The 19,255-nt window shown below is 55.5% G+C and carries 20 protein-coding genes; 3 read left to right on the top strand and 17 right to left on the bottom strand.

Going from position 1 to position 19,255, the window contains the following annotated elements; genetic code table 11:
* The first annotated feature begins 199 nt into the window (after nucleotides 1-199).
* Nucleotides 200-1,636 carry a sigma-54 interaction domain-containing protein gene (locus ACZ5EH_RS03690; RefSeq protein WP_464276784.1) on the top strand — a complete coding sequence of 479 codons (1,437 nt, stop codon included), beginning with the start codon at nucleotides 200-202 and terminating at the stop codon, nucleotides 1,634-1,636.
* A 169-nt stretch (nucleotides 1,637-1,805) separates the two neighbouring features.
* Here the strand turns inward: ACZ5EH_RS03690 and ACZ5EH_RS03685 are convergent, their stop codons facing one another.
* The 17 genes from ACZ5EH_RS03685 to ACZ5EH_RS03605 form a co-directional block, all read right to left on the bottom strand.
* A complete protein-coding gene (locus ACZ5EH_RS03685; RefSeq protein WP_464276783.1) occupies nucleotides 1,806-2,642 on the bottom strand; it encodes an FAD/NAD(P)-binding protein in 837 nt (278 codons plus the stop codon).
* On the bottom strand, nucleotides 2,635-3,708 hold the full coding sequence (locus ACZ5EH_RS03680; RefSeq protein ID WP_464276782.1) for a 4Fe-4S dicluster domain-containing protein: 1,074 nt from the start codon (nucleotides 3,706-3,708) through the stop codon (nucleotides 2,635-2,637). The genes ACZ5EH_RS03685 and ACZ5EH_RS03680 overlap by 8 nt, the downstream gene beginning before the upstream one ends.
* Nucleotides 3,699-4,658: a 4Fe-4S dicluster domain-containing protein gene (locus ACZ5EH_RS03675; protein WP_464276781.1), complete on the bottom strand. Its 960-nt coding sequence runs from the start codon at nucleotides 4,656-4,658 to the stop codon at nucleotides 3,699-3,701. Before ACZ5EH_RS03675 ends, ACZ5EH_RS03680 begins: the two co-directional genes overlap by 10 nt.
* On the bottom strand, nucleotides 4,646-5,119 hold the full coding sequence (locus ACZ5EH_RS03670) for a hydrogenase iron-sulfur subunit (protein WP_464276780.1): 474 nt from the start codon (nucleotides 5,117-5,119) through the stop codon (nucleotides 4,646-4,648). Before ACZ5EH_RS03670 ends, ACZ5EH_RS03675 begins: the two co-directional genes overlap by 13 nt.
* Complete coding sequence (locus ACZ5EH_RS03665) at nucleotides 5,092-7,068, bottom strand: 4Fe-4S binding protein (protein WP_464276779.1); 1,977 nt, start codon at nucleotides 7,066-7,068, stop codon at nucleotides 5,092-5,094. Before ACZ5EH_RS03665 ends, ACZ5EH_RS03670 begins: the two co-directional genes overlap by 28 nt.
* Complete coding sequence (locus ACZ5EH_RS03660; RefSeq protein WP_464276778.1) at nucleotides 7,065-7,982, bottom strand: CoB--CoM heterodisulfide reductase iron-sulfur subunit B family protein; 918 nt, start codon at nucleotides 7,980-7,982, stop codon at nucleotides 7,065-7,067. The genes ACZ5EH_RS03665 and ACZ5EH_RS03660 overlap by 4 nt, the downstream gene beginning before the upstream one ends.
* A 29-nt stretch (nucleotides 7,983-8,011) precedes the next feature.
* Complete coding sequence (locus ACZ5EH_RS03655; protein ID WP_464276777.1) at nucleotides 8,012-8,605, bottom strand: 4Fe-4S dicluster domain-containing protein; 594 nt, start codon at nucleotides 8,603-8,605, stop codon at nucleotides 8,012-8,014.
* Between the two features lie 111 nt (nucleotides 8,606-8,716).
* Nucleotides 8,717-9,544, bottom strand: coding sequence for an ethanolamine utilization protein EutJ (gene eutJ, locus ACZ5EH_RS03650; RefSeq protein WP_464276776.1), 828 nt, complete (start codon nucleotides 9,542-9,544; stop codon nucleotides 8,717-8,719).
* 1 nt (nucleotide 9,545) lies between these two features.
* Nucleotides 9,546-10,967 (bottom strand): aldehyde dehydrogenase family protein, encoded by a 1,422-nt coding sequence (locus ACZ5EH_RS03645; RefSeq protein ID WP_464276775.1) that lies wholly within the window; start codon nucleotides 10,965-10,967, stop codon nucleotides 9,546-9,548.
* A gap of 26 nt (nucleotides 10,968-10,993) precedes the next feature.
* Entirely contained in the window at nucleotides 10,994-11,278 is a 285-nt protein-coding gene (locus ACZ5EH_RS03640; protein WP_464276774.1) for a EutN/CcmL family microcompartment protein, read from the bottom strand.
* 100 nt (nucleotides 11,279-11,378) lie between these two features.
* A complete protein-coding gene (locus ACZ5EH_RS03635; RefSeq protein WP_464276773.1) occupies nucleotides 11,379-11,663 on the bottom strand; it encodes a BMC domain-containing protein in 285 nt (94 codons plus the stop codon).
* Nucleotides 11,664-11,717: 54 nt separating this feature from the next.
* The gene (locus tag ACZ5EH_RS03630; RefSeq protein ID WP_464276772.1) at nucleotides 11,718-12,059 is read right to left on the bottom strand and encodes a BMC domain-containing protein; all 342 of its coding nucleotides are present in this window, start codon (nucleotides 12,057-12,059) and stop codon (nucleotides 11,718-11,720) included.
* Between the two features lie 82 nt (nucleotides 12,060-12,141).
* The gene (locus tag ACZ5EH_RS03625) at nucleotides 12,142-12,699 is read right to left on the bottom strand and encodes a BMC domain-containing protein (RefSeq protein WP_464276771.1); all 558 of its coding nucleotides are present in this window, start codon (nucleotides 12,697-12,699) and stop codon (nucleotides 12,142-12,144) included.
* 1 nt (nucleotide 12,700) lies between these two features.
* Nucleotides 12,701-14,038 carry a 4Fe-4S dicluster domain-containing protein gene (locus tag ACZ5EH_RS03620; protein WP_464276770.1) on the bottom strand — a complete coding sequence of 446 codons (1,338 nt, stop codon included), beginning with the start codon at nucleotides 14,036-14,038 and terminating at the stop codon, nucleotides 12,701-12,703.
* Between the two features lie 151 nt (nucleotides 14,039-14,189).
* Nucleotides 14,190-14,465, bottom strand: a complete 276-nt coding sequence (eutM, locus tag ACZ5EH_RS03615; protein ID WP_464276769.1) for an ethanolamine utilization microcompartment protein EutM — start codon at nucleotides 14,463-14,465, stop codon at nucleotides 14,190-14,192.
* Nucleotides 14,466-14,505: 40 nt separating this feature from the next.
* Nucleotides 14,506-15,507, bottom strand: coding sequence for a phosphate acetyltransferase (locus ACZ5EH_RS03610; RefSeq protein ID WP_464276768.1), 1,002 nt, complete (start codon nucleotides 15,505-15,507; stop codon nucleotides 14,506-14,508).
* Nucleotides 15,508-15,547: 40 nt separating this feature from the next.
* Nucleotides 15,548-16,291: a cupin domain-containing protein gene (locus tag ACZ5EH_RS03605; protein WP_464276767.1), complete on the bottom strand. Its 744-nt coding sequence runs from the start codon at nucleotides 16,289-16,291 to the stop codon at nucleotides 15,548-15,550.
* Between the two features lie 1,145 nt (nucleotides 16,292-17,436).
* Between ACZ5EH_RS03605 and ACZ5EH_RS03600 the strand changes: the two genes are divergently transcribed.
* Both ACZ5EH_RS03600 and ACZ5EH_RS03595 read left to right on the top strand, forming a co-directional pair.
* A complete protein-coding gene (locus ACZ5EH_RS03600) occupies nucleotides 17,437-18,549 on the top strand; it encodes a TRAP transporter substrate-binding protein (protein ID WP_464276766.1) in 1,113 nt (370 codons plus the stop codon).
* 82 nt (nucleotides 18,550-18,631) lie between these two features.
* The gene (locus ACZ5EH_RS03595) at nucleotides 18,632-19,255 is read left to right on the top strand and encodes a TRAP transporter small permease subunit (RefSeq protein WP_464276765.1); all 624 of its coding nucleotides are present in this window, start codon (nucleotides 18,632-18,634) and stop codon (nucleotides 19,253-19,255) included.

The raw sequence follows: 19,255 nt of genomic DNA, 5'->3' as shown, positions 1-19,255 counted from the left end.
AACTGCTTTTTTTCAGAACGTTACGGAAACGACATTGACTTGTCTGGCGCAGTTCTTGCTTATGAGAAAATTGTAACATATTCACTGAATAGGCCCATGTGTATGGTTCCGGCGCTCTGATTTCATCTGAAGCTTTGAGCCGGTGCGTGTAATATGCGCGTGATTTGACGTTAACGTATAGCAGTCCGACGAGGGCGCAATGGTTGATAATTCGGATGCAGGTTATGAGTTGTTGTTGGCCCACTTCAACGACATCATCGATACCGTCCAGGACGGCGTCTACATTTCCGACTCCGCGGGCAAGACATTATTGGTGAATGCTGCCTATGAGGAACTTGTCGGGGTCAAGGCCCCGGAGTTGATCGGCAAGAATGTGCAGGAGCTGCAGCAGGATGGATTCTTTAATACCGTGGTCAATCCCAAGGTTGTTTCCAGCGGGTCCAAAACCACATCCGTGCAGGAGGTCAAAGGGCGCAAGGTGGTCCTGCATGGCCACCCTGTGAAGAACAACCATGGAGAGGTCGAACTCGTTGTGACATTTGTTCGCGACATCACGGCCTTTACCCGGCTCAAAAAGGAGCTGACCTCGCAGCGGGCGCTCATCGATTCCTACCAACGCCAAGTATCCAACTTCAATCCCGAAAGTGTTTTTCAGGACGACGGGATGGTTGCGGTGAGTGAGGCTTCGCTGAATTTGTTGTCTTCCATCAGCACCATCGTGCCTACTGACGCCGCCGTCCTGATTCTTGGGGAAACAGGTGTTGGCAAGGACATCGTGGCCCGCAAAATCCATAAGAAAAGCCATCGCGCAGAGAAGCCCTTTTTGAAGATGGACTGCACCGCCATCCCGGAAACACTTATAGAATCCGAGTTGTTCGGATATACTTCCGGCGCTTTTTCCGGCGCCAATACCAAGGGCAAAGAAGGCTTTTTTGAAAAAGCCAACAACGGGACATTGTTTCTGGATGAGATCGGGGAACTTTCCCTGACCATGCAGACCAAGCTGCTGCGCGCCATTCAGGATCAGGAGATCATCCGCCTGGGTTCCACCAAAGTGACATCGGTGAACGTGCGTATCATAGCGGCGACAAACAAGAATCTGGAAGATGAAGTCCTGAAGGGAAATTTCAGAAGCGACCTTTTTTACAGACTGAAGGTCGCCGTGTTGAATATCCACCCCTTGCGTGAGCGCAAGGATGATATTCTGCCCCTTGCCAGGGTGTTTTTATATCGTTTCAATCACAAGTACGAGAAGAATATGTCTTTGGGGCGCGATGCCGAGAACATTCTCTTCCAGCACAATTGGCCCGGCAATGTCCGCGAACTGGAAAACACCATCCATAGCGTGGTGGTGACCAACACCAAGGACTATATTTCTTGCGCCGATCTGCCGCGCTCCATCAATGGCAGCAAAAGCTGCAACGACGTGCACCCGTTCATGCATTCGTTCAATATTGGGGAGGCATCGCTCAAAGAGATCATGCGGAACATCGAGCAGGAGGTCATCAACGAGACCCTGGCGATCTATGGGTCACTTACCAAGACCGCGGAAATCCTGGGTGTGGACAGGACGACATTGTTTCGCAAGATGAAGGCTGCAAACGGAAAATCAAAAGAATCTAACGAAAAGAATTAAAACAAATAGTTGTGCTGCAATCACAAGAGGGGAACCTTTTTCTGGAAAGGTTCCCCTCTTGCTTTATACCCCATCAACAATGTCCAGTTCGCATTTGGGTCTTGTGTAAAACCACATCTGGAACAATCTCCCATTGCTACAGGGAAATGTTTTGCGTGGATAAATCGTCCTAAAAATCCACGGGTAGCTGGTCCATTTCCTGTTTACTGAAAACAGGCCCGTCCTTGCACACGAACTTTGAGCCGATATTACAGCGGCCGCAAAGGCCGATACCGCATTTCATACGGCGCTCCAGGGTGGTGATGATGCGCTCGGCGGGAAAACCGAGCTTGTCCATGGATTGCACCGTGAACTTGATCATGATCGGCGGGCCGCAGGTAATGGCGTAGGCTTTGTCTGCTTTGGGCGCCATCTCTTCCAGGATATGGGGCACGAGCCCCACACGCCCTTCCCAGTCGTCAGTGCCGTTGTCCACTGTCTGCACCAGTTCGATGTCGGGATCGTTGCGCCATTCCTCGAGATCTTCCTTGTAGCAGAAATCGGCAGGGCTTCTGGAACCATAAAGTACGGTGAGCTTTCCATAATCCTCGCGGTTGTCCAGGCAGTAAAGGATCAACGTTCTGAGGGGGGCGATGCCGATACCGCCGGCAACAAAAACGAGATCGTGCCCTTTCATGGCTTCGACGGGAAAATGGTTGCCCAAGGGAGCGCGGACCCCCACGTGGTCACCGGCAGAAAGCGTATGCAGCCTGTTGGTGACTTCACCCGTGGCCATAACGCTGAACTGCAGGTAATCCATACGGGTTGGCGGCGAATTGATAACAAAGGTCGATTCGCCCGTCCCGAAAACCGAGAGCTGGGCCACCTGTCCGGGCATGAAGCTGAAGGCCTTCATGCGTTCCTCGTTGTCCAGCACCACCCGGAAGGTCTTGATGTCCCGGGTTTCTTCGACAACGTCTATGATTGTCGCCAAATCTGGCAGATACGGATTTGCCGCGTCACGCATTGCTTTCCTCCGTGGCCCTTTCCATGGCGCTCAGGACTATTTCGCGGATATCAACGCCCATGGGGCAGAGCCGGATGCAACGGCCGCAACCGGTGCAAGAGTTTTCGCCATAGAGTTCAGGGTAAAAACCGAATTTGTGCAGTACTCTGTTGCGCATCCTGTGGGCGCGCATAGAGCGCGGATTGTGGCCGCTGGCCTCTTGCGTGTAATGGGGGAACATGCACGAATCCCAGGAACGGATGCGCTCACCCGCCAGACCGGAAGCCTCATCTGTGATGTTGAAGCAATAACAGGTGGGGCAGTAGTAGGTGCAGGCGCCGCAATGGATGCAGTTCCCCGCAACATCACTCCAGAAGTCCATGTCAGAGAAGGCTTCGTGCAGTTTGTCGCGGCATTCCGCAATGTCCGGCGCCTGGGGCAGGGCCGCTGCGGCTTTGCTGGTGGCGGCTGCGGCCTCTTCCTGCTGTTCCTTGGTGGCTACAGGCAGGGTTTCGCCGACACAGGCCTTCCCTTTTTCGGTCACCACATCCACAAGATACCCGCCCGAGACAGGGGTGAGCAGCAGGTCGGAACCTCTGGTGTCACCGGGGCCACCGCCGACCCAATGGCAAAAGCATGCATTGCCAGGAGTCTCGCAGGATATGGACGCGATTACGGTCCGCTCACGTCTGGCCTTGTAATAAGGGTCAACGTATTCGCCCTCAAGAAAGACCTTGTCTATGAGTTCCAGCCCGCGTGCTCCACATGGGTTTGCGCCAAAGAGGAGGATGTCTTCGTCCGGATATACGGGTTCCAGCTCAAGGCGTCTGTGCCCCCCAACTGGGGCGGTGCGCTCGGCCTTGAACCGCATCAGGTACTCGGTTTGCGGAAAAACAACCGACTTGGGTCCGGCTGCGGCATGGTCCTCGAACTGCAGCTTGGCGCCGGCGACATGGTCGCGAAAGACGACCGATATGCCTTCGCGCACGGGCGTCATGACGCGCATTTTGCTGGCCATTTGCTCCAGCCAGGCTTCCACGCCGGCAGGTCCTTCATGGGCGAGAAAACGGCTTTCGACTACCACCACTCTTTCTCCATGATGTTTTCCTCCTCAGCCTGGAACGTCTGCAAAGGAGGCGTGGAAGACAGGTCGATACCCGCCTCGTATTCAAAAACTTCAGCCATGATCTGTCCCAGCTTCTTCTTGAAGAGCAGCACGGGAATGCCCATGGGGCAGGCGCGTTCGCACTCACCGCATTCCGTGCATCTGCCGGCCACGTGGGTGGCATGGATCAGTTGGAAGTACCATTTCTGCGTTACGTCGCTTTCCTGTGACTGGTAGTGCGGCTGGCGCGATTCCGCCAGGCAGTGGTCCCTGCATACGCATAAGGGGCAGGCGTTACGGCAGGCATAGCAACGGATGCAACGGCTCATTTCGCGTTTCCAGAACTCGAAACGTTCTTCCAGGCTCAGCGCCTCAAAGGCCGCCAGTCTGGCATAGGGGTCCTGCTCACTTTCGGGCGCTTCTATGGGGTCGCCAACAAAGCGGTCAAAATGCAAGGCATTGGGATACTTGCATGACTGGCATTTGTCCGGAAGGATGTCTGCCATGGTGTAACGTTTGACCTCGCCGCCGCAGGTGAGCTCCACGGCATCGTTGCTCACCGTGGCGGATTCTACCCTGTCCAGGTCCATATCCTGTTTCAGTTTGGCAATGCTGATGACGCCGCTGCAGGATAAACCGATGACAGTGACTTCCTGTTCGTCGATGAGACCTTCCTTTTGCAGCTGGATTATGGTCCTGCTGTCGCACCCTTTGACTATGACGCCGATCTTGCGCCCTTTTTCATGGGGCAGAAAGGTGGCCAGGTTCTGTACGCAGGTCGGGTCCCAAATAAGCTTTTCCACATCTTTTTCGGTGCGCATGAAGAAGGGCACTGCACGCAGTGAATCGAAGCCGCGCTTCCAACCGATGACGGCGTCGACTGTGGGCAGCACTTCCAGCACCGCTTGTTTCAGTGCTGCTAACTCGGCCATATTTCCAATCCCTCCTGGAAGCGCGCAGGCGCGTCTTCCGGTTCCATTACACGGGGGGCGGGCCCCAGCTCGTGGATGGTTTCTGTAAAGCTGGTGACGACGTTTTGCCACTTTGCGCCCTCGGCCGCAGAGACCCAGGTATAGGCAAAGCGGCGCGGATCAATGCCCAGCACGGGCAAAAAACGCGCAAGCACTTCCAGCCGGCGGCGGGCCATAAAGTTTCCGGAGGTGTAGTGGCAATCAAAGGGGTGGCAGCCCGAAACCAGTACGCCGTCTACGCCTGCCAGCAGCGCTTTGAGCACAAACAAGGGGTCCATACGCCCAGTGCAGGGCAGGCGGATGATACGCAGGTCCGTGGGCTGCTTGAAGCGCGCAACACCTGCGGTATCGGCGCCCCCGTAAGAACACCAGTTACACAAGAAACCTACTATTTTTAACTCGTTACTTGCCATTCCCGACATAGTGCATTTACCTCGGCAAGGATTTGATCGTCAGTGAAGTGATCGAGCTGGATGGCTTTGTCCAGACACGTCACGTTGCATACGCCACAGCCCTGGCACACGGTCTCGATGACCTCGGCCTTGAGAGCGCCGCCTCTTGTCTCGACCAGTTGGATAGCGCCAAAGGGGCAGACAGAAACACATTTTGCGCAACCAATGCAGCGTTTCTGATTCACATGCGCCACTTGGGGGTCGGACTCCAGCTTGTCCTTGGATAGCAGCACCAACGCCTTGGCGGCGGCTGCGCTGCCCTGTGCGACGGACGTTGGAATGTCCTTCAGTCCCTGGCATGCGCCTGCCAAAAAGACGCCTGCAGTATTGGTTTCCACAGGGCGCAGTTTGGGGTGCCCTTCCATGTAAAAGCCATGTTGGTCCGTGGATATACGGAGCTTTTCCGCCAGGTTGACGGCGCCCTTTGTGGCTTGGCCGCCAACAGCCAGCACCACCAGGTCGGCTTCCACTTCCACCTGCGCGCCGAGCAGCGTGTCAGCACCGCGGACAACCATTTTGTCCCCAGCGCGGTAGATGGAGGACACGCGCCCCCTACAGTAGCGGACGCCGTATTCTTCCCTGGCGCGGCCGATGAATTCTTCGTACCCCTTCAATGGGGCGCGGATGTCGATATAAAAGACAATGACCTCGGAATCCTTGACGTGGTCCTTGGTCAATACTGCCTGCTTGGCCGTGTACATGCAGCAAAAGCCCGAGCAATAGGGACGCCCTATGGATGGATCACGCGAGCCAACGCACTGCACAAAGACAACGGTCTTGGGCTCCTTGCCATCAGAGGGGCGCTTCAGGTGGCCGCTGGTGGGGCCAGAGGCGCTGAGCATGCGCTCGTACTGCATGGACGTGATGACGTCGGGATAGCGGCCTGCCCCGTACTCGGCATAGGCTGCAGGGTCGAATGTATCGTAGCCCGTGGCCGTGATGATGGCGCCCACTTCCTCTTCAATCAGTTCGTCCTGCTTTTCGAAATTGATGGCTTTGGTAGGGCAGATTTTAGCGCATACGCCGCATTTGCCCTTGCCAAGCTTCATGCAGAACTCAGGGTCGATGGTGGCTTTCTTGGGGATAGCCTGGGGAAAGGGGATGTTGATCGCCGTTGTCGGCGCCAGCCCTTCGTTGAACCGGTCCAGGCTTTTCTTGCTGGGGCATTTCTCCATGCAGAGCCCGCACCCCGTGCACTTTTCCCACTCGACATAGGGCGTTTTCTTGCGGATGGTCACATTGAAATTACCCACGTAGCCCGAGATGCTTTCCACTTCCGAGTAGGCCATCAGCGTGATGGAAGGGTGCTGGGCAATATCCACCATCTTGGGCCCCAGAATACAGGTGGAGCAGTCCACCGTGGGGAAGGTCTTGTCCAGCTTGGCCATTTTGCCGCCAATGGACGGGTCGCGCTCGACCATGATGACCTGCAGGCCGCCTTCGGCCAGGTCCAGGGCTGCCTGGATTCCTGCAACACCCCCGCCGATGACAAGGGCGCGTTTGTTCACGTCGAATTGCGAACGCTTGAGGCCACGGTTGAACCGCAGTTTTTCAACAGCCGCGCGGATCAGTTCGGAAGCCTTGCGTGTGTTGGCTTCCACATCCTGGCTGACCCAGGAGACATGCTCGCGAATGTTGGCCATCTCGAACATGTAAGGGTTCAGGCCGGCGCGCTCCACGGTGCGGCGGAACGTGTTTTCGTGCATTCTGGGCGAGCAGGACGCCACAACCACGCCGTCTAGACCGCGCTCTTCAATGGCGTTGCGGATGCTTTCCTGCCCCGGCTCGGAACAGGCGTACATTTCAGCCTTGGCATAAGCCACGTCGGAAAAGCCCTCGGCGATGCTTGCCACCTTGGCCACGTCGACAGTGGCGCCGATGTTGCTGCCGCAAAGGCAGACGAATACTCCTATTTTCATGATCTTTCCTCAGATAATGCGGCTTCGGAACGAGCTGCTGCTCCTGCCATGCCATGCAGCAGGGCGTCAGTTGAAACGAAGTGCTTGTCCAACCCCAAAACATGGGGCGCAATGCCCATGGCCAACCCCAGCGCCTGGGTGAAATAAATGACGGGCAAGGGTTTGGTGGCGCCGTGAATGGTGAGCTGTGGCTGGCGCATGTCCAGATTCTGATGGCACAAGGGGCATGCAACCACGATGACGTCGGCCTTGCAACGGACAGCCATATCCACAATGCGGCCCGAAAGGCGGGAAACCATATCCAGCCGGGGCACACCAAAGCTGGCGCCGCAACAATCCACCTTAAAAGGAAAGTCTACGACCGTAGCGCCGGCAGCCTGCATCAATTCGTCCATGGAGACAGGGTTTTCCCTGTCGTCGAATTGCATCAGCTCGGGGGGACGGGTCAGCAGGCACCCGTAGTAGGGGGCCATCTTCATACCCTTGAGAGGCGCGGTGATCATGTCTTTGAGCGCATCCACGCCATAGTCTTCATAGATCACCTGCAGCAAAGAGCGGGACGGGAAGGCTCCCTGTATGGGAGAGCCGCACAGCCTCCCCAAAAGCTCGTTCTTTTCTGCATCCTCGGCGTATTCCCCCGCAGTCTTCAATGCAGCGAGGCAGCTTGGGCAAGGCGTTGTCATCTGTTCTGCGCCCGTGCTTCTGGCAAGCTCCAGATTGCGTGCTGCAAGAGCGGCTTGCAGGTCCTTGCCGCGACTGTGTGCAGGAGAAGCGCCACAGCAACTCCAGTCCGGCACTTCGCGCAGCTCGATGCCAAGATGCTCGCAAACGGCGCGGCAGGACATGTCGTATTCCTTGGCCGTCCCTATTTGCGAACATCCGGGGTAGTATGCGTATGATGTGTTTGTGGTCATAGTCTTTCTCGCATGGGGGCAATCAGTTTTCAGCTTTTGGCATTGCGGGATTCAGCCTCGAAACGCTCCATTATTTCGAGAACCTGCTCCCGCCCTTTGATGTCGTGCGGTTTGATGGAAAGCTTGCGCTTGGCCAAAACCTTTGGACCAAGGGCAACGTCTTGGAATATGCGGCCGGTGCGCCTGACAAAGTCGACCATCAGACCCAGCTCATGGATACGGCCATGTTTTTTGGCGGAATCCAGAAAGCTCTGCTGGAAGGAATTGACGGCTTTGACGCCAACCTTGCCTTCCTTGAACGAAAGCTGCCGCAGCGCATCCATGACCGCAGGAACATCAATTCCTGCAGGGCACCTGACGCCACAGGTCTGGCAGGAAAGGCAAAGCCAGATGGCCTTGCAGGACAGGACGGTGTCCTTTTGCCCTTCCTGTACCAGGCGCATGACCTGGCTGACGCTGTAATCGTAGGCAAAAGATGCAGGGCACCCGGCAGTGCATTTGCCACACTGCAGGCACCGCGCCGGTGTCTGACCAGAAAGCTTTTTGACAGCATCGATGAACCCCGTATCGCGGGCGGCGAGGTTCAATGTTTGGCTGTCTTTGGTAATTGCTTTGAAATTCATGATTTTTCTTCCTCGGGCAGAGACAAGATTTTACTTTTTCATGTGCGTTTTTTCACAAGCGTTTCGAGGGATCTCGCACTATTCCAGGGTGTTACAGCAGATTTTTTGGGATCAGCTCCGTTGTGTTGGTAGCCGGAGCGAAGCTATAGCCAGGGGGGTGAGCAGCAAGGGCTGGCTTGGCAGCACTACAGGCAGGCCAAGTTCCCTTTCAAATACGGTCTCGATGCCGGTGAGGCAGCAGGTGCCACCGGAAAGAATGATTCTTTCGATCTTGTGGCCCTTTATGTGCTTGGCCACGATGTCGCTAATACGTTCAAGGGTGGGGCGCGCAAGGCTCAAAATCCCGTACTTCTCATGGTTGCGCTTGCGGTCTTCGGCCTCCTGGTAGGGGATGCTGAAGTGCCCGGAGATGCTCAGGGTTATGTGTCTGCCACCGCTGGGTTCGTCGTCTGAGAATACAACCTGCCCCTTTTCTACGATGGCGGTGCCTGTGGTGCCGCCGCCTATGTCGACCACAGCGGCCTTGTCCAGCTCGAACAGGCGTGCAACGCAAGTGGGCTCGTCAACGACGTCTTCAACCTCGAGACCGGCTGTTTCCAGGATATTGGTGGACAGTCGCGCATCGGTTCCGGGAGGGAAAGAGGTCGAGGCAGAGCTGATCTCAATACCGAGTTTTTCCTCGGCTTTGGCCAACAGCTTGCGCAGGATGTCCACCGCGCCGATGAAGTCGACAACAACGCCGTCACGCACCACCTCGGCCCACTCCAGGAAGCAGGCCAGGGGCTCGCCCGCGTCGTCGAGGACCATGAGCACGACATCTGCCGTGCCCAGGTCCACGCCGACGTGAAAGGGCTTGTCCCATCGCTTGGGCGATTCGTCGTTGATCAAGCCGTACGCCTTATCCAGGCGTCGGTTTGCCTCTTCCCAGGAAATCGACATGTTAGACTATCCTGAAGTGACCAACCAGGGCGCAACGACGCAGCCGGACAAAGGTGCTGGCGTTGGTGACACCTTCGCCCGTAGGAGTGGAAATGGTCATGGAGGTCCAGCCTTCGCCGCCAACGCCCAGACCGGCAGCGTGGGGGCCGTTCTTGACGAACAGACTGGTGTTGATCACCTTGGCCATCTTGTCCATGTTTTCGATGTTCAGAGAGTGCATGCCTGCGGTGTGGCACAGGCCGCGCTCCAGCTTCAGCGCCCACTCTATGGCTTCGTTGACGTCGTTTGCGCGCAGCATGGGAACGATGGGCATCATCTGCTCAACGCGGGCAAAGACGTAGTCCACGTCACGGCCTGCATCCACAACCAGCAGGCGGCAGCTTTCAGGCACATCGAAACCGGCGCCGCGTGCCAGCTCGCGGGCGTCACGGCCAACCCACTTGGGATTGGGGCGGCATTTGGGACCGGGGTAGTCCAGCAGGCAGGTGCGCGCGATGGCCTCGGCCTGGTCGGCGGTCACCTGCACAGCGCCACATGCGGTCAGTTCGCGCATCAGCTCATCGGCAATGGAGTTGACGGCGATGATTTCTTTTTCGTCGGCGCAAATGATGTTGTTATCAAGGGAAGCGCCGGCGTAAATGCTGCGGGCTGCATTCTTGATGTCAGCGGTCTCGTCCACAACGACAGGCGGGTTGCCTGCACCGGCAGCGATGAGCCGCTTGTCGGTAGCTTTGCGGGCGGCTTCAACAACAGCCTCGCCGCCAGTCACCACCAGCAGCTTGATGCCGGGGTAGGTGAAAAGCTGCTTGGCAACGTCGATTGTTGGTTCGCGTACGCAGACCATGAGGTTGTTGACGCCAACTTCCTCGTAAACGGCCTTGTTCAGGGTCCGGATGGCTTCCTGCGTCGTGCGCTTTGCGCCGGGGTGCGGTGCAAAGACCACGGCGTTGCCGCCGGCGATCATGCTGATGGAGTTGTTGATAACCGTGGCGGCCGGGTTGGTGGAAGGCGTGACCGATGCGATGACGCCCCAGGGAGCGTTTTCGATCAGGGTCAGTCCCATGTCACCGGAAATGGCCTGGGGATTGAGCACTTCCTGGCCGGGAGTGCGTTCCGCCACCAGAATATTCTTTTTGATTTTGTCTTCAATGCGGCCCATGCCGGTTTCACCGACAGCCATTTCAGCCAGGCGGCGGGCATTGGTGCGGGCGGCAACGCGGATGGCCTTGAGTACTTTTTCCCGGATGGCGATGCTGGGAATCTGCTTGTAAGCCTTGTCCGCAGCGGCAACGGCATCTTCGAGTCGCTCGAATACGCCCCAGTCGCCTTCCTGGGGAGCATCGGCCTTGGGAGCCGCTGTCGTGCCCAGCTTGCTGAGGACCTCAGTCACTATTGATTCAATATCTTCACGTCGAATGGACATATCCAACCATCCTGTTCGCTTATAAACTATTTGCTGTAAAGGGTATTTTTGCCGGCTGTAACCTGATCCACGATGCCGACGACGCTCAGGTCCATGGGTGTCTTGTAGTCGAGGATCAACCTCGCGGCGCTGCCTCTGACCAGCAGTACTATCTCGCCCTCGCCGGCGCCTAGGGTATCCACGGCTACCTGGCTCGAGCGCATGGTATTGCCCTGGGCATCGATGATGTCGACCAACAGAAACGTCAAATTAGGCAGTCCCGTGTCACGTACGGTGGCAACGACCTGTCCAGTTACTCTGCCCAGTTCCATCGGGATACTCCTGCTGCTTCATATGCGGCCGGGGCCCATCCCCTGCCTACTGTTTTTCCGCCAGAATACATGCCTGACGATTGTGCGTCCATGCCACCCGCTATTTCTTCAGCGGTGTGATGGGGAAGATTTCTTCCAGATCGGTATGGGGACGCGGGATTACGTTGTGCGCAAAAACTTCGCCTACTCTGCCTGCAGCCGCCACACCTGCGTCGACGGCAGCCTGGCAGGCAGCCACATCACCGCGCACAAGCACGTTGACCAGACCTGCGCCAATGCGCTGATAGCCTACAACTTCGACGCGAGCAGCTTTGCTCATGGCGTCAGCGGCCTCGGTCAAGGCCGTCAGTCCTTTTAGTTCGATCATCCCAAGCGCGTCGTTCATGCAGACACCTCGTTTGTAAATTGTCGATCAGCCGGCATAGCGCCAGCGGATTCGCTATTTCTTTTTACCGCCGGACTTGGCAGCCGGGGCCTTTTCCTCCTTGGGGAGGATGTTGCCGATGAATTGTGAGACGACGAGGTCGGTATCGTCGTCAGGACGCGCGATAAGATTGCTGCCGTACAGGTCCCCGATGCGGGAAGCTGCTGCCTTGCCAGCGTCCACAGCTGCCTTGCAGGCTGCCAGGTCGCCTTCGCAGATCACGCTGATGAGCGCTGCGTCTGCATTGGCTATGGTCTTCACACGAACGCGCGCCGCCTTGACCATGGCGTCCGCTGCCTCGATGGCGGCGGTCAAACCTACGGTTTCGACAAATCCGAAAGACTCGTTACTTGCCATGCTGTCCTCGTCTTAACGACGTACCGTTTCCGGCACGCCAGTTTTTCTCTCTGGTTCAGCGCTCCCGAAACTGCCAGAAGCATTACAGCAGGTGCCGCAGCACCTCGGGCGCCATGCTTGGCACCACAACCTTGCGCATCAGCAGCCCTTTATCCGCAGCCGTTGCCGCGCCAGCGTCCACGGCGGATTGCACGGCAGCCACATCTCCGGAAATCAGGCAAAAAGCTTTGCCGCCCAGCCCCATGGCGATGCGAACTTCCATCAGGTCGATGTCGGCAGCCTTTACTGCGATGTCTGCAGCGTAGATTGATGCGGCAGCAGAGAACGTCTCGATGACGCCGATGGCGCCGCCTCTGACGGTATCCACCGTACTGGACATGGCGGATATTACGCTGGGGCTGATGTTAGGGATCTGAAAATGGTCGACCACGGCGTCTTTGCCGTATGCCAGACCTGCGTCCAGCGCCGCCTGAGTGGAGGAGACCTCTCCGTATACGGCGACGACGAATTTTCCCGGACAGATCGTTTTCAGCATCAGGATCTCGACCTGTGCGGCCTTGACCATGTAGTCAGCAGCCTCGATGCCAACAGCAATGCTGTTGGACTCGATCATGGCCAGTGATTGGAGTTTGGCTTCCACCTCAGGCTCCTTTGATCGTTATCGAATTGCCGGCTTCTGTAACCGTACCGGCGATGGAGGCGTGAATCGTAGCGCCCAGTTTCCCCTCGGGGATCGCGCCGATGCGGTCGCCCACGGCGACCGTGTCGCCGACGTTCACCTGGGCGACCGCCCCGGCCCCGATGTGTTGGAGGAGAGGGATACGCACCGTCGCGGGGGTATATTCACCCATGTACTCAGGATGGAGGTCCATGTACTTGGCGATGTCCAGCTTGAAAGCCAGCCGCGGCACAGGCACCTTGCGGTATGCACGCAAGGCGCTTTGTTCGGGGCGCACCTCTCGGATGCCCTGGTATTGCACGCCTTTCTTTCTGAATTCCTGTTTCAGGAGAGCGTTGATCCTTCTCGGTGAAAGCCGCATGGGGCAGCTGAACAGCTCGCAGACGCCGCATTCGCAGCACATCCAGGCCTGCAAAGCGCCTTCTGCCACGTCGCTGCCGCCACCAAATGCACGCATCACTTTGTGCGTTTCAAAGCTGTGCCCGATGAGAAAGCGCGGGCACAGGTCCGTACAGTAACGGCACTGAATGCAGGCTGTTGCTGCACGCTTTTGCATTTCCTTCAGGGACAGGGACGCACATTCATGAAGGTAATGCCCACGGGGCAGCACAATGACGCCGCCCGTGGTTTTGGTGACGATGGATTCGTCCATGGCTTCCTGGGTATCCACAAAGCGCCCCATCATGGGACCGCCGAGGATGTACACCGGATCGGAAACAACGGGACCGCCGCACTGACTGACACATTCAGCAATGCTGGTTCCTAGGGGAACCCGAATGATGCCAGGGTTGGCGACTTCACCCGTAACCGTAAGCTCTTTGTGGGTGAAGGGTTTGCCCTCCATGGCCCTGCTGACGGAGTGCAGCGTTCCCACGTTTGCAACGAGAGCGCCTACGTCCTTTGGAAGGCCGAGTGGCGGGATGGTTTTGCCGGTAACTTCATTGACGAGAATCTGTTCGTCCCCTGCCGGGTAGAAGTTATCCAATTCGAAGAGTTCGAGGCTGGTGCCAGCCATCGCCTCTTTGAACGCCTCGGCAACCACGGTGTATTTCCGCTTTATGCCGATGACGCCGCGACCCGCACCGGTAACTGATACGATTTCCTGCAGCGCGCGCACGATTTCAGGCGCATGGTTGCGCATGACATGCTGGTCTGTGTAGAGCAGCGGCTCGCATTCACAACCGTTGGCAATGACCGTGTCCACCTGCGTGTCGTATTTGACGTGCGCAGGGAAGCCGGCGCCACCTTCGCCCACTACTCCGGCATCTCGTATCGCTTGGATCAAGGCTTCTTTATTCATGCCGCCTTCGATAGCTTATAACGTGTGTCTCGTTGTCATGATGCACCAATTGTTGCAAAATGGAACATGCTTCTGTGTCTTTTAGTGCATTGTTGCAACATTGTTTGCGTCAAACATGGAACCAGTTCAGCACTTTCTGTCGTACAGGGTGCTATTTACGCTTGAGAGGAAGAACTTCTTCCAGGTCAGCGTGAGGACGCGGAATAACGTGTACAGCAATAACTTCGCCGACACGGGCAGCAGCAGCTGCGCCAGCGTCTGTTGCAGCCTTGCAAGCAGCCACATCGCCACGCACCAGAGCGGTAACATAACCAGCGCCGATCTGCTGGTAACCGACCAACTGCACGCGAGCGGCCTTGACCATGGCATCAGCGGCTTCGATCAACGCCGTCAGGCCTTTCGTTTCAACCATGCCCAGAGCATCCATTGTGAGCCTCCTTAGGTTTTGTTAAATCAAATAGTTAAGGTTAGTTTATGGCGGCGCCGCGTTGCAGGCAAATGCCCATTACGGCGACCTTGTAAATATCTTTGACGCTACAGCCCCTGGAAAGATCATGCCAACCCCCGGCGAATCCCTGTAGAAAAGGACCAACCGCGGTGTAGCCGGCCAGGCGCTGCACCAGTTTGTATCCAATGTTCCCCGCTTCCAGGGAGGGAAAGACCAGAACGTTGGCCTTGCCTTCGAGGACGCTGCCTGGCGCCTTGGTGGCGGCAACCTCCGGAAGGGCGGCGGCGTCAAACTGTAGTTCGCCGTCCACCAGCAGGTTGGGGGAGCGTTTGCGCGCTATTTCAACAGCTTCACGCACCACTTCCGCACGGGGGTGCTTGGCGCTTCCCTTGGAGGAAAACGACATGAGCGCAACCCGCGGTTCTTCACCCAGAAGCACACGGGCCATTTCTGAAGATGTGATCGCTATATCAGCAAGGGTCTCGCTCCCTGGCTCCGGTATGACAGCACAGTCAGCAAAAATGAATTTTTTCTGACCGTCCGGAGAGATCATAAGAAAAAAACTGGAAATGGTCTTGATGCCTTCCTTACGTGGGATAATTCCCAACCCGGTGCGCAAAACGGCTGCGGTGGGTGAAAGGTTGCCGCCGACACCGATCTCGGCTTCGCCCCTTCTGACCATCATGGCGGACGCCACGAGGGGACAGTTCATCAAAGGGGCGGCCTCTTCAGCAGTGACCGGCTTTCCTTTTTGACGGCGAATTTCCATAAATTCTTGTGTGTTTCTGTCCAGAATGTCAGGACTGCCTGGATCGACGACCCTGTACCAGTCGGGACGGCGCGCATGAGCCTTGACCTTGCCGCGCAGTTCAAAAGGTGAAGCGACGAGGATGGGTTCAATAACGCCTTCACGTTGCATCATTGCAACTGCTTCAAAAATCCGCGGGTCCAGACTGTCGGGAAAAGCCACAACCCCTGGCTTTTTACGACAGATTTCTATGCATCGTTCGAGAATATCCACGCTGCTTTCCTTGTTTGGAAGGGAGATAGTGCTCAGCACCCTAGTCGCACTGGTCGAGGCAATTGATGCACGCCAGTTTAACCTTTTCGGGGGCGCTGTAGATCACTTTTACGCCCTTGGGCAGGTAGATCATGTCGCCGGGTTTGCCGATCATGTTTTCGCCACCCACTGTCAGATGCAGCTTGCCCTCGAGTATGACGCAGATTTCCACACACTCCATGGTGCGATTGAAGGATGACTTCTCCCACTGCATGTAGCCCGCCGACATGGGGAGCTTTTCGGAGGCGCCAAGAGCTTCGGCCATGATGGTCTGCCCTGGAACAGGCTTGGGGCCTTCGTGCGAGTCCATGAGGCGTTGATTATCGACAAAAAATACACCGGCTTTACCCGCATCAGAAGCGCCAGCCGAAGGCGCCGCTGCTTCAGTTTTGCCCGCTGCCGGTTGTGAAGACTTGGCTGCAACGACGTCGCGAACCACTTCTTCGAGCTTTTTTGGGGAAATACCAGCAGGAAGTTTTGCACGCATCATGGAAATGACTTCACTGATGAGGGCGTTTTCCTTTTGGGGGCGGCTTGCGTCGCCAGTGCCGCCGGTGGGAGAGGGGGGGGCAGCCTGGGATGCTGCGCCCTGCGTGGCGGGGTCTTCGATTATGCTGACGTTGAGTTCCAAAGCTTTATCCCTCGCCTTGGGAGTGACAATGCACTCGCCAGGAGGGGCGGTAATTGAAGAACCCGCTTCCTGAGCTTTGTAGACGTCGGCTTCCGTAATGATGCGCTTGGCCATTGCGAACCTCCTGCCACAATATGATCAAATCTGAAAAATATCCGAAATGGAAAAAGTCCCTGCTCGTGAACACTGCCAGAAATCACGGTGGGGAATCGGTTCGATCTTGTGCAACTATCGTGCTAAGGTCGTAATCTCGGTTTCAAATATTTATGATTCGCCTAAAAAAAAATGGGCAAGGATAATAACGACTGATGATGTGAAATGAAGAGAAAAGAGCACGCCCACGTCGCCCTGTAATGAACTATGGCAGTATGATGACGCGGGGTTTTTTGACTGGGCCTGACATGTTTTTGGTTTTGTGGTCGCTTCGAAATTCAGTGTTGCCCAGAAAGATTAGTGTCGCCAATAAAAAAATAAAATCGTGTAAGGTTGTCGTTTTTTTCTGAGAAAGCTAACGTTTTACGATCATGCGACAGATGGCAGTTGGTGTGTCAGAATTGGCATAGTTTGCTAACCATTTGAATATAATGTATTTATGCTTTACATCCGTGTTTTTGGGTGCACTTCACGATCGTGAGATGTCTCAATCGTGTGGCAAAGTTTACATCTAGATGTAGCAGTTCTGCAACGTGCTTGTGAAAGGTTTTTCTTACAGCTGTTGGGAGCAAGAACCGTTGTCATTGGCTTTATAGGGGATGGATTATTTAAATGTGAAGAGGTCATGGATCAGTATAGATTATGTTTCATTTTTGCAACATGGATAGTCTTTTTTATGTCACGTTTTTCACAATGTTAGAGGTGTACCTGAAATGTGTTGCAATTTTGCATCAAGCGTTAGATTCGCAACAAAACCCGCAGAAAATATATCCATTTGTTATTTTTAATTAATTTTGTCAATAGGTAAGTTTATTAGGCAATTAGCAGAGTTTTTGGTGAGGACAGGCGGCCTCTTAGAGGGGGTGTAACGGTAGTGATTCAGCCGCTTTTTGTTGCAAACGAGTGGCACTATCCTTGCTCTGAAAATAACAATCTAAAAGGGGGCGAACCAAAAGTCTTTATTTTTTAAGGCTTTTCTTGCGTCCGTGACTTCATCTCCTGGTTTCTTCGAGCAGGGTAGAGCAGGGCGGATGATGAGCCTACTGGTAGAGGTGAGAAGGTTTCAGGCTTTTAGACCAAAAAACCGTATTTGGAGGAGAAGGGTTATGCTAAGAGGCTTGTTTTGTGCGTTGTTGCTCAGTTTGGTAGTCGCCGTGCCGCAGTCTTGGGCCGCCGAGTACCAGCTGCAGATTCAGACCGCCGTTCCTGGTTCCAGTATGTATTTTAAGACCATGGAGCGCCTTGGTAAGAACATTGAGGCGTCGTCCAACGGCGAGATCAAGGTCGAGATTTTTGCTGACGGCGCTATCGTCAAGGCTTTCGAAATTCTTGACGCTGTTAGTGAAGGTATCGTGAATGGTGGTCAGGCCTGGACTCACTACTGGTCTGGCAAGCACCCCGCCGGCCTGCTGTTCGCCGCCCCTACAGCTGGTCTGGGTGTTGGTCTTGACCAGCGCGGTCTGCTGTCCTGGGCTTGGGAAGGTCAGGGCGCCGAGCTGCTGAACCAGTACTACCAAAAAGAGCTGGGCTACGACATCAAGGCTTGGCTGTGCATCCCCATGGGTCCCGAGCCTTTTGGCTGGTTCCCCAAGAAGTTCGAAAGCATGGACGAACTCACCCAGATGAAGTTCCGCTCCCCTCCGGGAATTCCTGCTGAAACCTTTAAGAGCATTGGCATGCCTGTTGTTGCCATGCCTGGTAGCGAAATCGTTCCCTCCGCACAGCGTGGCGTTATCGACGCTGCTGAGTGGATCAGCCCTGGCGACGACAAGTTCCTGGGCCTTTCTGACGTTTGGAAGCACTACTACCTGCAGGGTCTGCACCAGGCTCTGTCCATCGGCGACGTTTACATCAACAAGACCTGGTACGACTCTCTGCCTGAGCATCTGCAGAAGGTTATCGACATCAGCATGAAGGCTGCCGTTGCCGACCAGATCGGTATGAACGTCAGCATGAACAGTGCTGCGCTGAAGGAACTGGTCACCAAGGACGGCGTGCAGCTGCACGAAACTCCTGAAGCCTACTTCAAGGAATACATGGCTGCCGTTCCCGCCATTCTTGACAAGTACGCATCGGCCAACCCCTTCTTCAAGCAGGTCCTGGATTCCCTGGTAGACTGGGCCAAGCTGACCGTGCCTTACGAGGTTAAGGTCAACGGCCTGTACTACAAGATGGGTAAAACTGCCATGGATTCCGGCGTTATGAAGGATTACCAGTAAGCAGAAGTGTGAAGAGGCTGCGGACTCGAGAGGTTCGCAGCCTCTTTTTTACATTTCAAGTCTCCACAACGAGGGTACTGGAGTGAATACTCAAGCTGAAACGATGACAAATGGTCCGTCACCAGGCGTTTATAAGGTTGTTGGCGCTCTGGACAAGCTGAGCGGTTTTACCGGTAAGACTGCCGCTTACCTTGTTTTGCCAATGATGTATGTGCTGGTCCACGAAGTCATCGCCCGCTACTTTTTCAATGCCCCCACGATTTGGGCTGGTGACCTGGCCCTTATTATGTATGGTATCTACTTTATGGTGGCATCACCTTATTGTCTGCGTGAAGGCATGCACATCAGGACTGACTTCCTGTACACCCACTGGTCCACAAAGACCAAGGGTATGGTGGATTTCTTTATCTACCTATTCTTGTACATGCCCACACACGCTATCTTTTTGGAAGTTGGCTGGAAATACTTCTACAAGTCCTTTCAACAGAACGAATCCATCATTTCCAGTCCTTGGATGCCCATCATCTGGCCTATGAAGATGGCCATCCCCGTGAGCCTGGCTCTTATGCTCACACAGGGGTTGAGCGAAATGATCAAAAGCTTCTACGCTTGGCGTCGTGGTCAGTTCTTCTGGGGCGATCCGCATCATGAACCTGCAGGGGATCCCATTGCCTGCAAAGACCTCAGTGAAGAAGAAGGGAGCTAA

The organism is Desulfovibrio biadhensis (assembly GCF_055388615.1).
The sequence above is the reverse complement of the archived record's forward strand: the minus strand, read 5'-3'. Positions and strand labels throughout refer to the sequence as shown.

Bases quoted from the DNA above. Each gene is read 5' to 3' on its own strand.
- ACZ5EH_RS03690 (WP_464276784.1), top strand. From the start codon at position 200: ATGGTTGATAATTCGGATGCAGGTTATGAGTTGTTGTTGGCCCACTTC.
- ACZ5EH_RS03685 (WP_464276783.1), bottom strand. From the start codon at position 2,642: ATGCGTGACGCGGCAAATCCGTATCTGCCAGATTTGGCGACAATCATA.
- ACZ5EH_RS03675 (WP_464276781.1), bottom strand. From the start codon at position 4,658: ATGGCCGAGTTAGCAGCACTGAAACAAGCGGTGCTGGAAGTGCTGCCC.
- ACZ5EH_RS03670 (WP_464276780.1), bottom strand. From the start codon at position 5,119: ATGTCGGGAATGGCAAGTAACGAGTTAAAAATAGTAGGTTTCTTGTGT.
- ACZ5EH_RS03665 (WP_464276779.1), bottom strand. From the start codon at position 7,068: ATGAAAATAGGAGTATTCGTCTGCCTTTGCGGCAGCAACATCGGCGCC.
- ACZ5EH_RS03660 (WP_464276778.1), bottom strand. From the start codon at position 7,982: ATGACCACAAACACATCATACGCATACTACCCCGGATGTTCGCAAATA.
- ACZ5EH_RS03655 (WP_464276777.1), bottom strand. From the start codon at position 8,605: ATGAATTTCAAAGCAATTACCAAAGACAGCCAAACATTGAACCTCGCC.
- eutJ (WP_464276776.1), bottom strand. From the start codon at position 9,544: ATGTCGATTTCCTGGGAAGAGGCAAACCGACGCCTGGATAAGGCGTAC.
- ACZ5EH_RS03645 (WP_464276775.1), bottom strand. From the start codon at position 10,967: ATGTCCATTCGACGTGAAGATATTGAATCAATAGTGACTGAGGTCCTC.
- ACZ5EH_RS03640 (WP_464276774.1), bottom strand. From the start codon at position 11,278: ATGGAACTGGGCAGAGTAACTGGACAGGTCGTTGCCACCGTACGTGAC.
- ACZ5EH_RS03635 (WP_464276773.1), bottom strand. From the start codon at position 11,663: ATGAACGACGCGCTTGGGATGATCGAACTAAAAGGACTGACGGCCTTG.
- ACZ5EH_RS03630 (WP_464276772.1), bottom strand. From the start codon at position 12,059: ATGGCAAGTAACGAGTCTTTCGGATTTGTCGAAACCGTAGGTTTGACC.
- ACZ5EH_RS03620 (WP_464276770.1), bottom strand. From the start codon at position 14,038: ATGAATAAAGAAGCCTTGATCCAAGCGATACGAGATGCCGGAGTAGTG.
- eutM (WP_464276769.1), bottom strand. From the start codon at position 14,465: ATGGATGCTCTGGGCATGGTTGAAACGAAAGGCCTGACGGCGTTGATC.
- ACZ5EH_RS03605 (WP_464276767.1), bottom strand. From the start codon at position 16,291: ATGGCCAAGCGCATCATTACGGAAGCCGACGTCTACAAAGCTCAGGAA.
- ACZ5EH_RS03600 (WP_464276766.1), top strand. From the start codon at position 17,437: ATGCTAAGAGGCTTGTTTTGTGCGTTGTTGCTCAGTTTGGTAGTCGCC.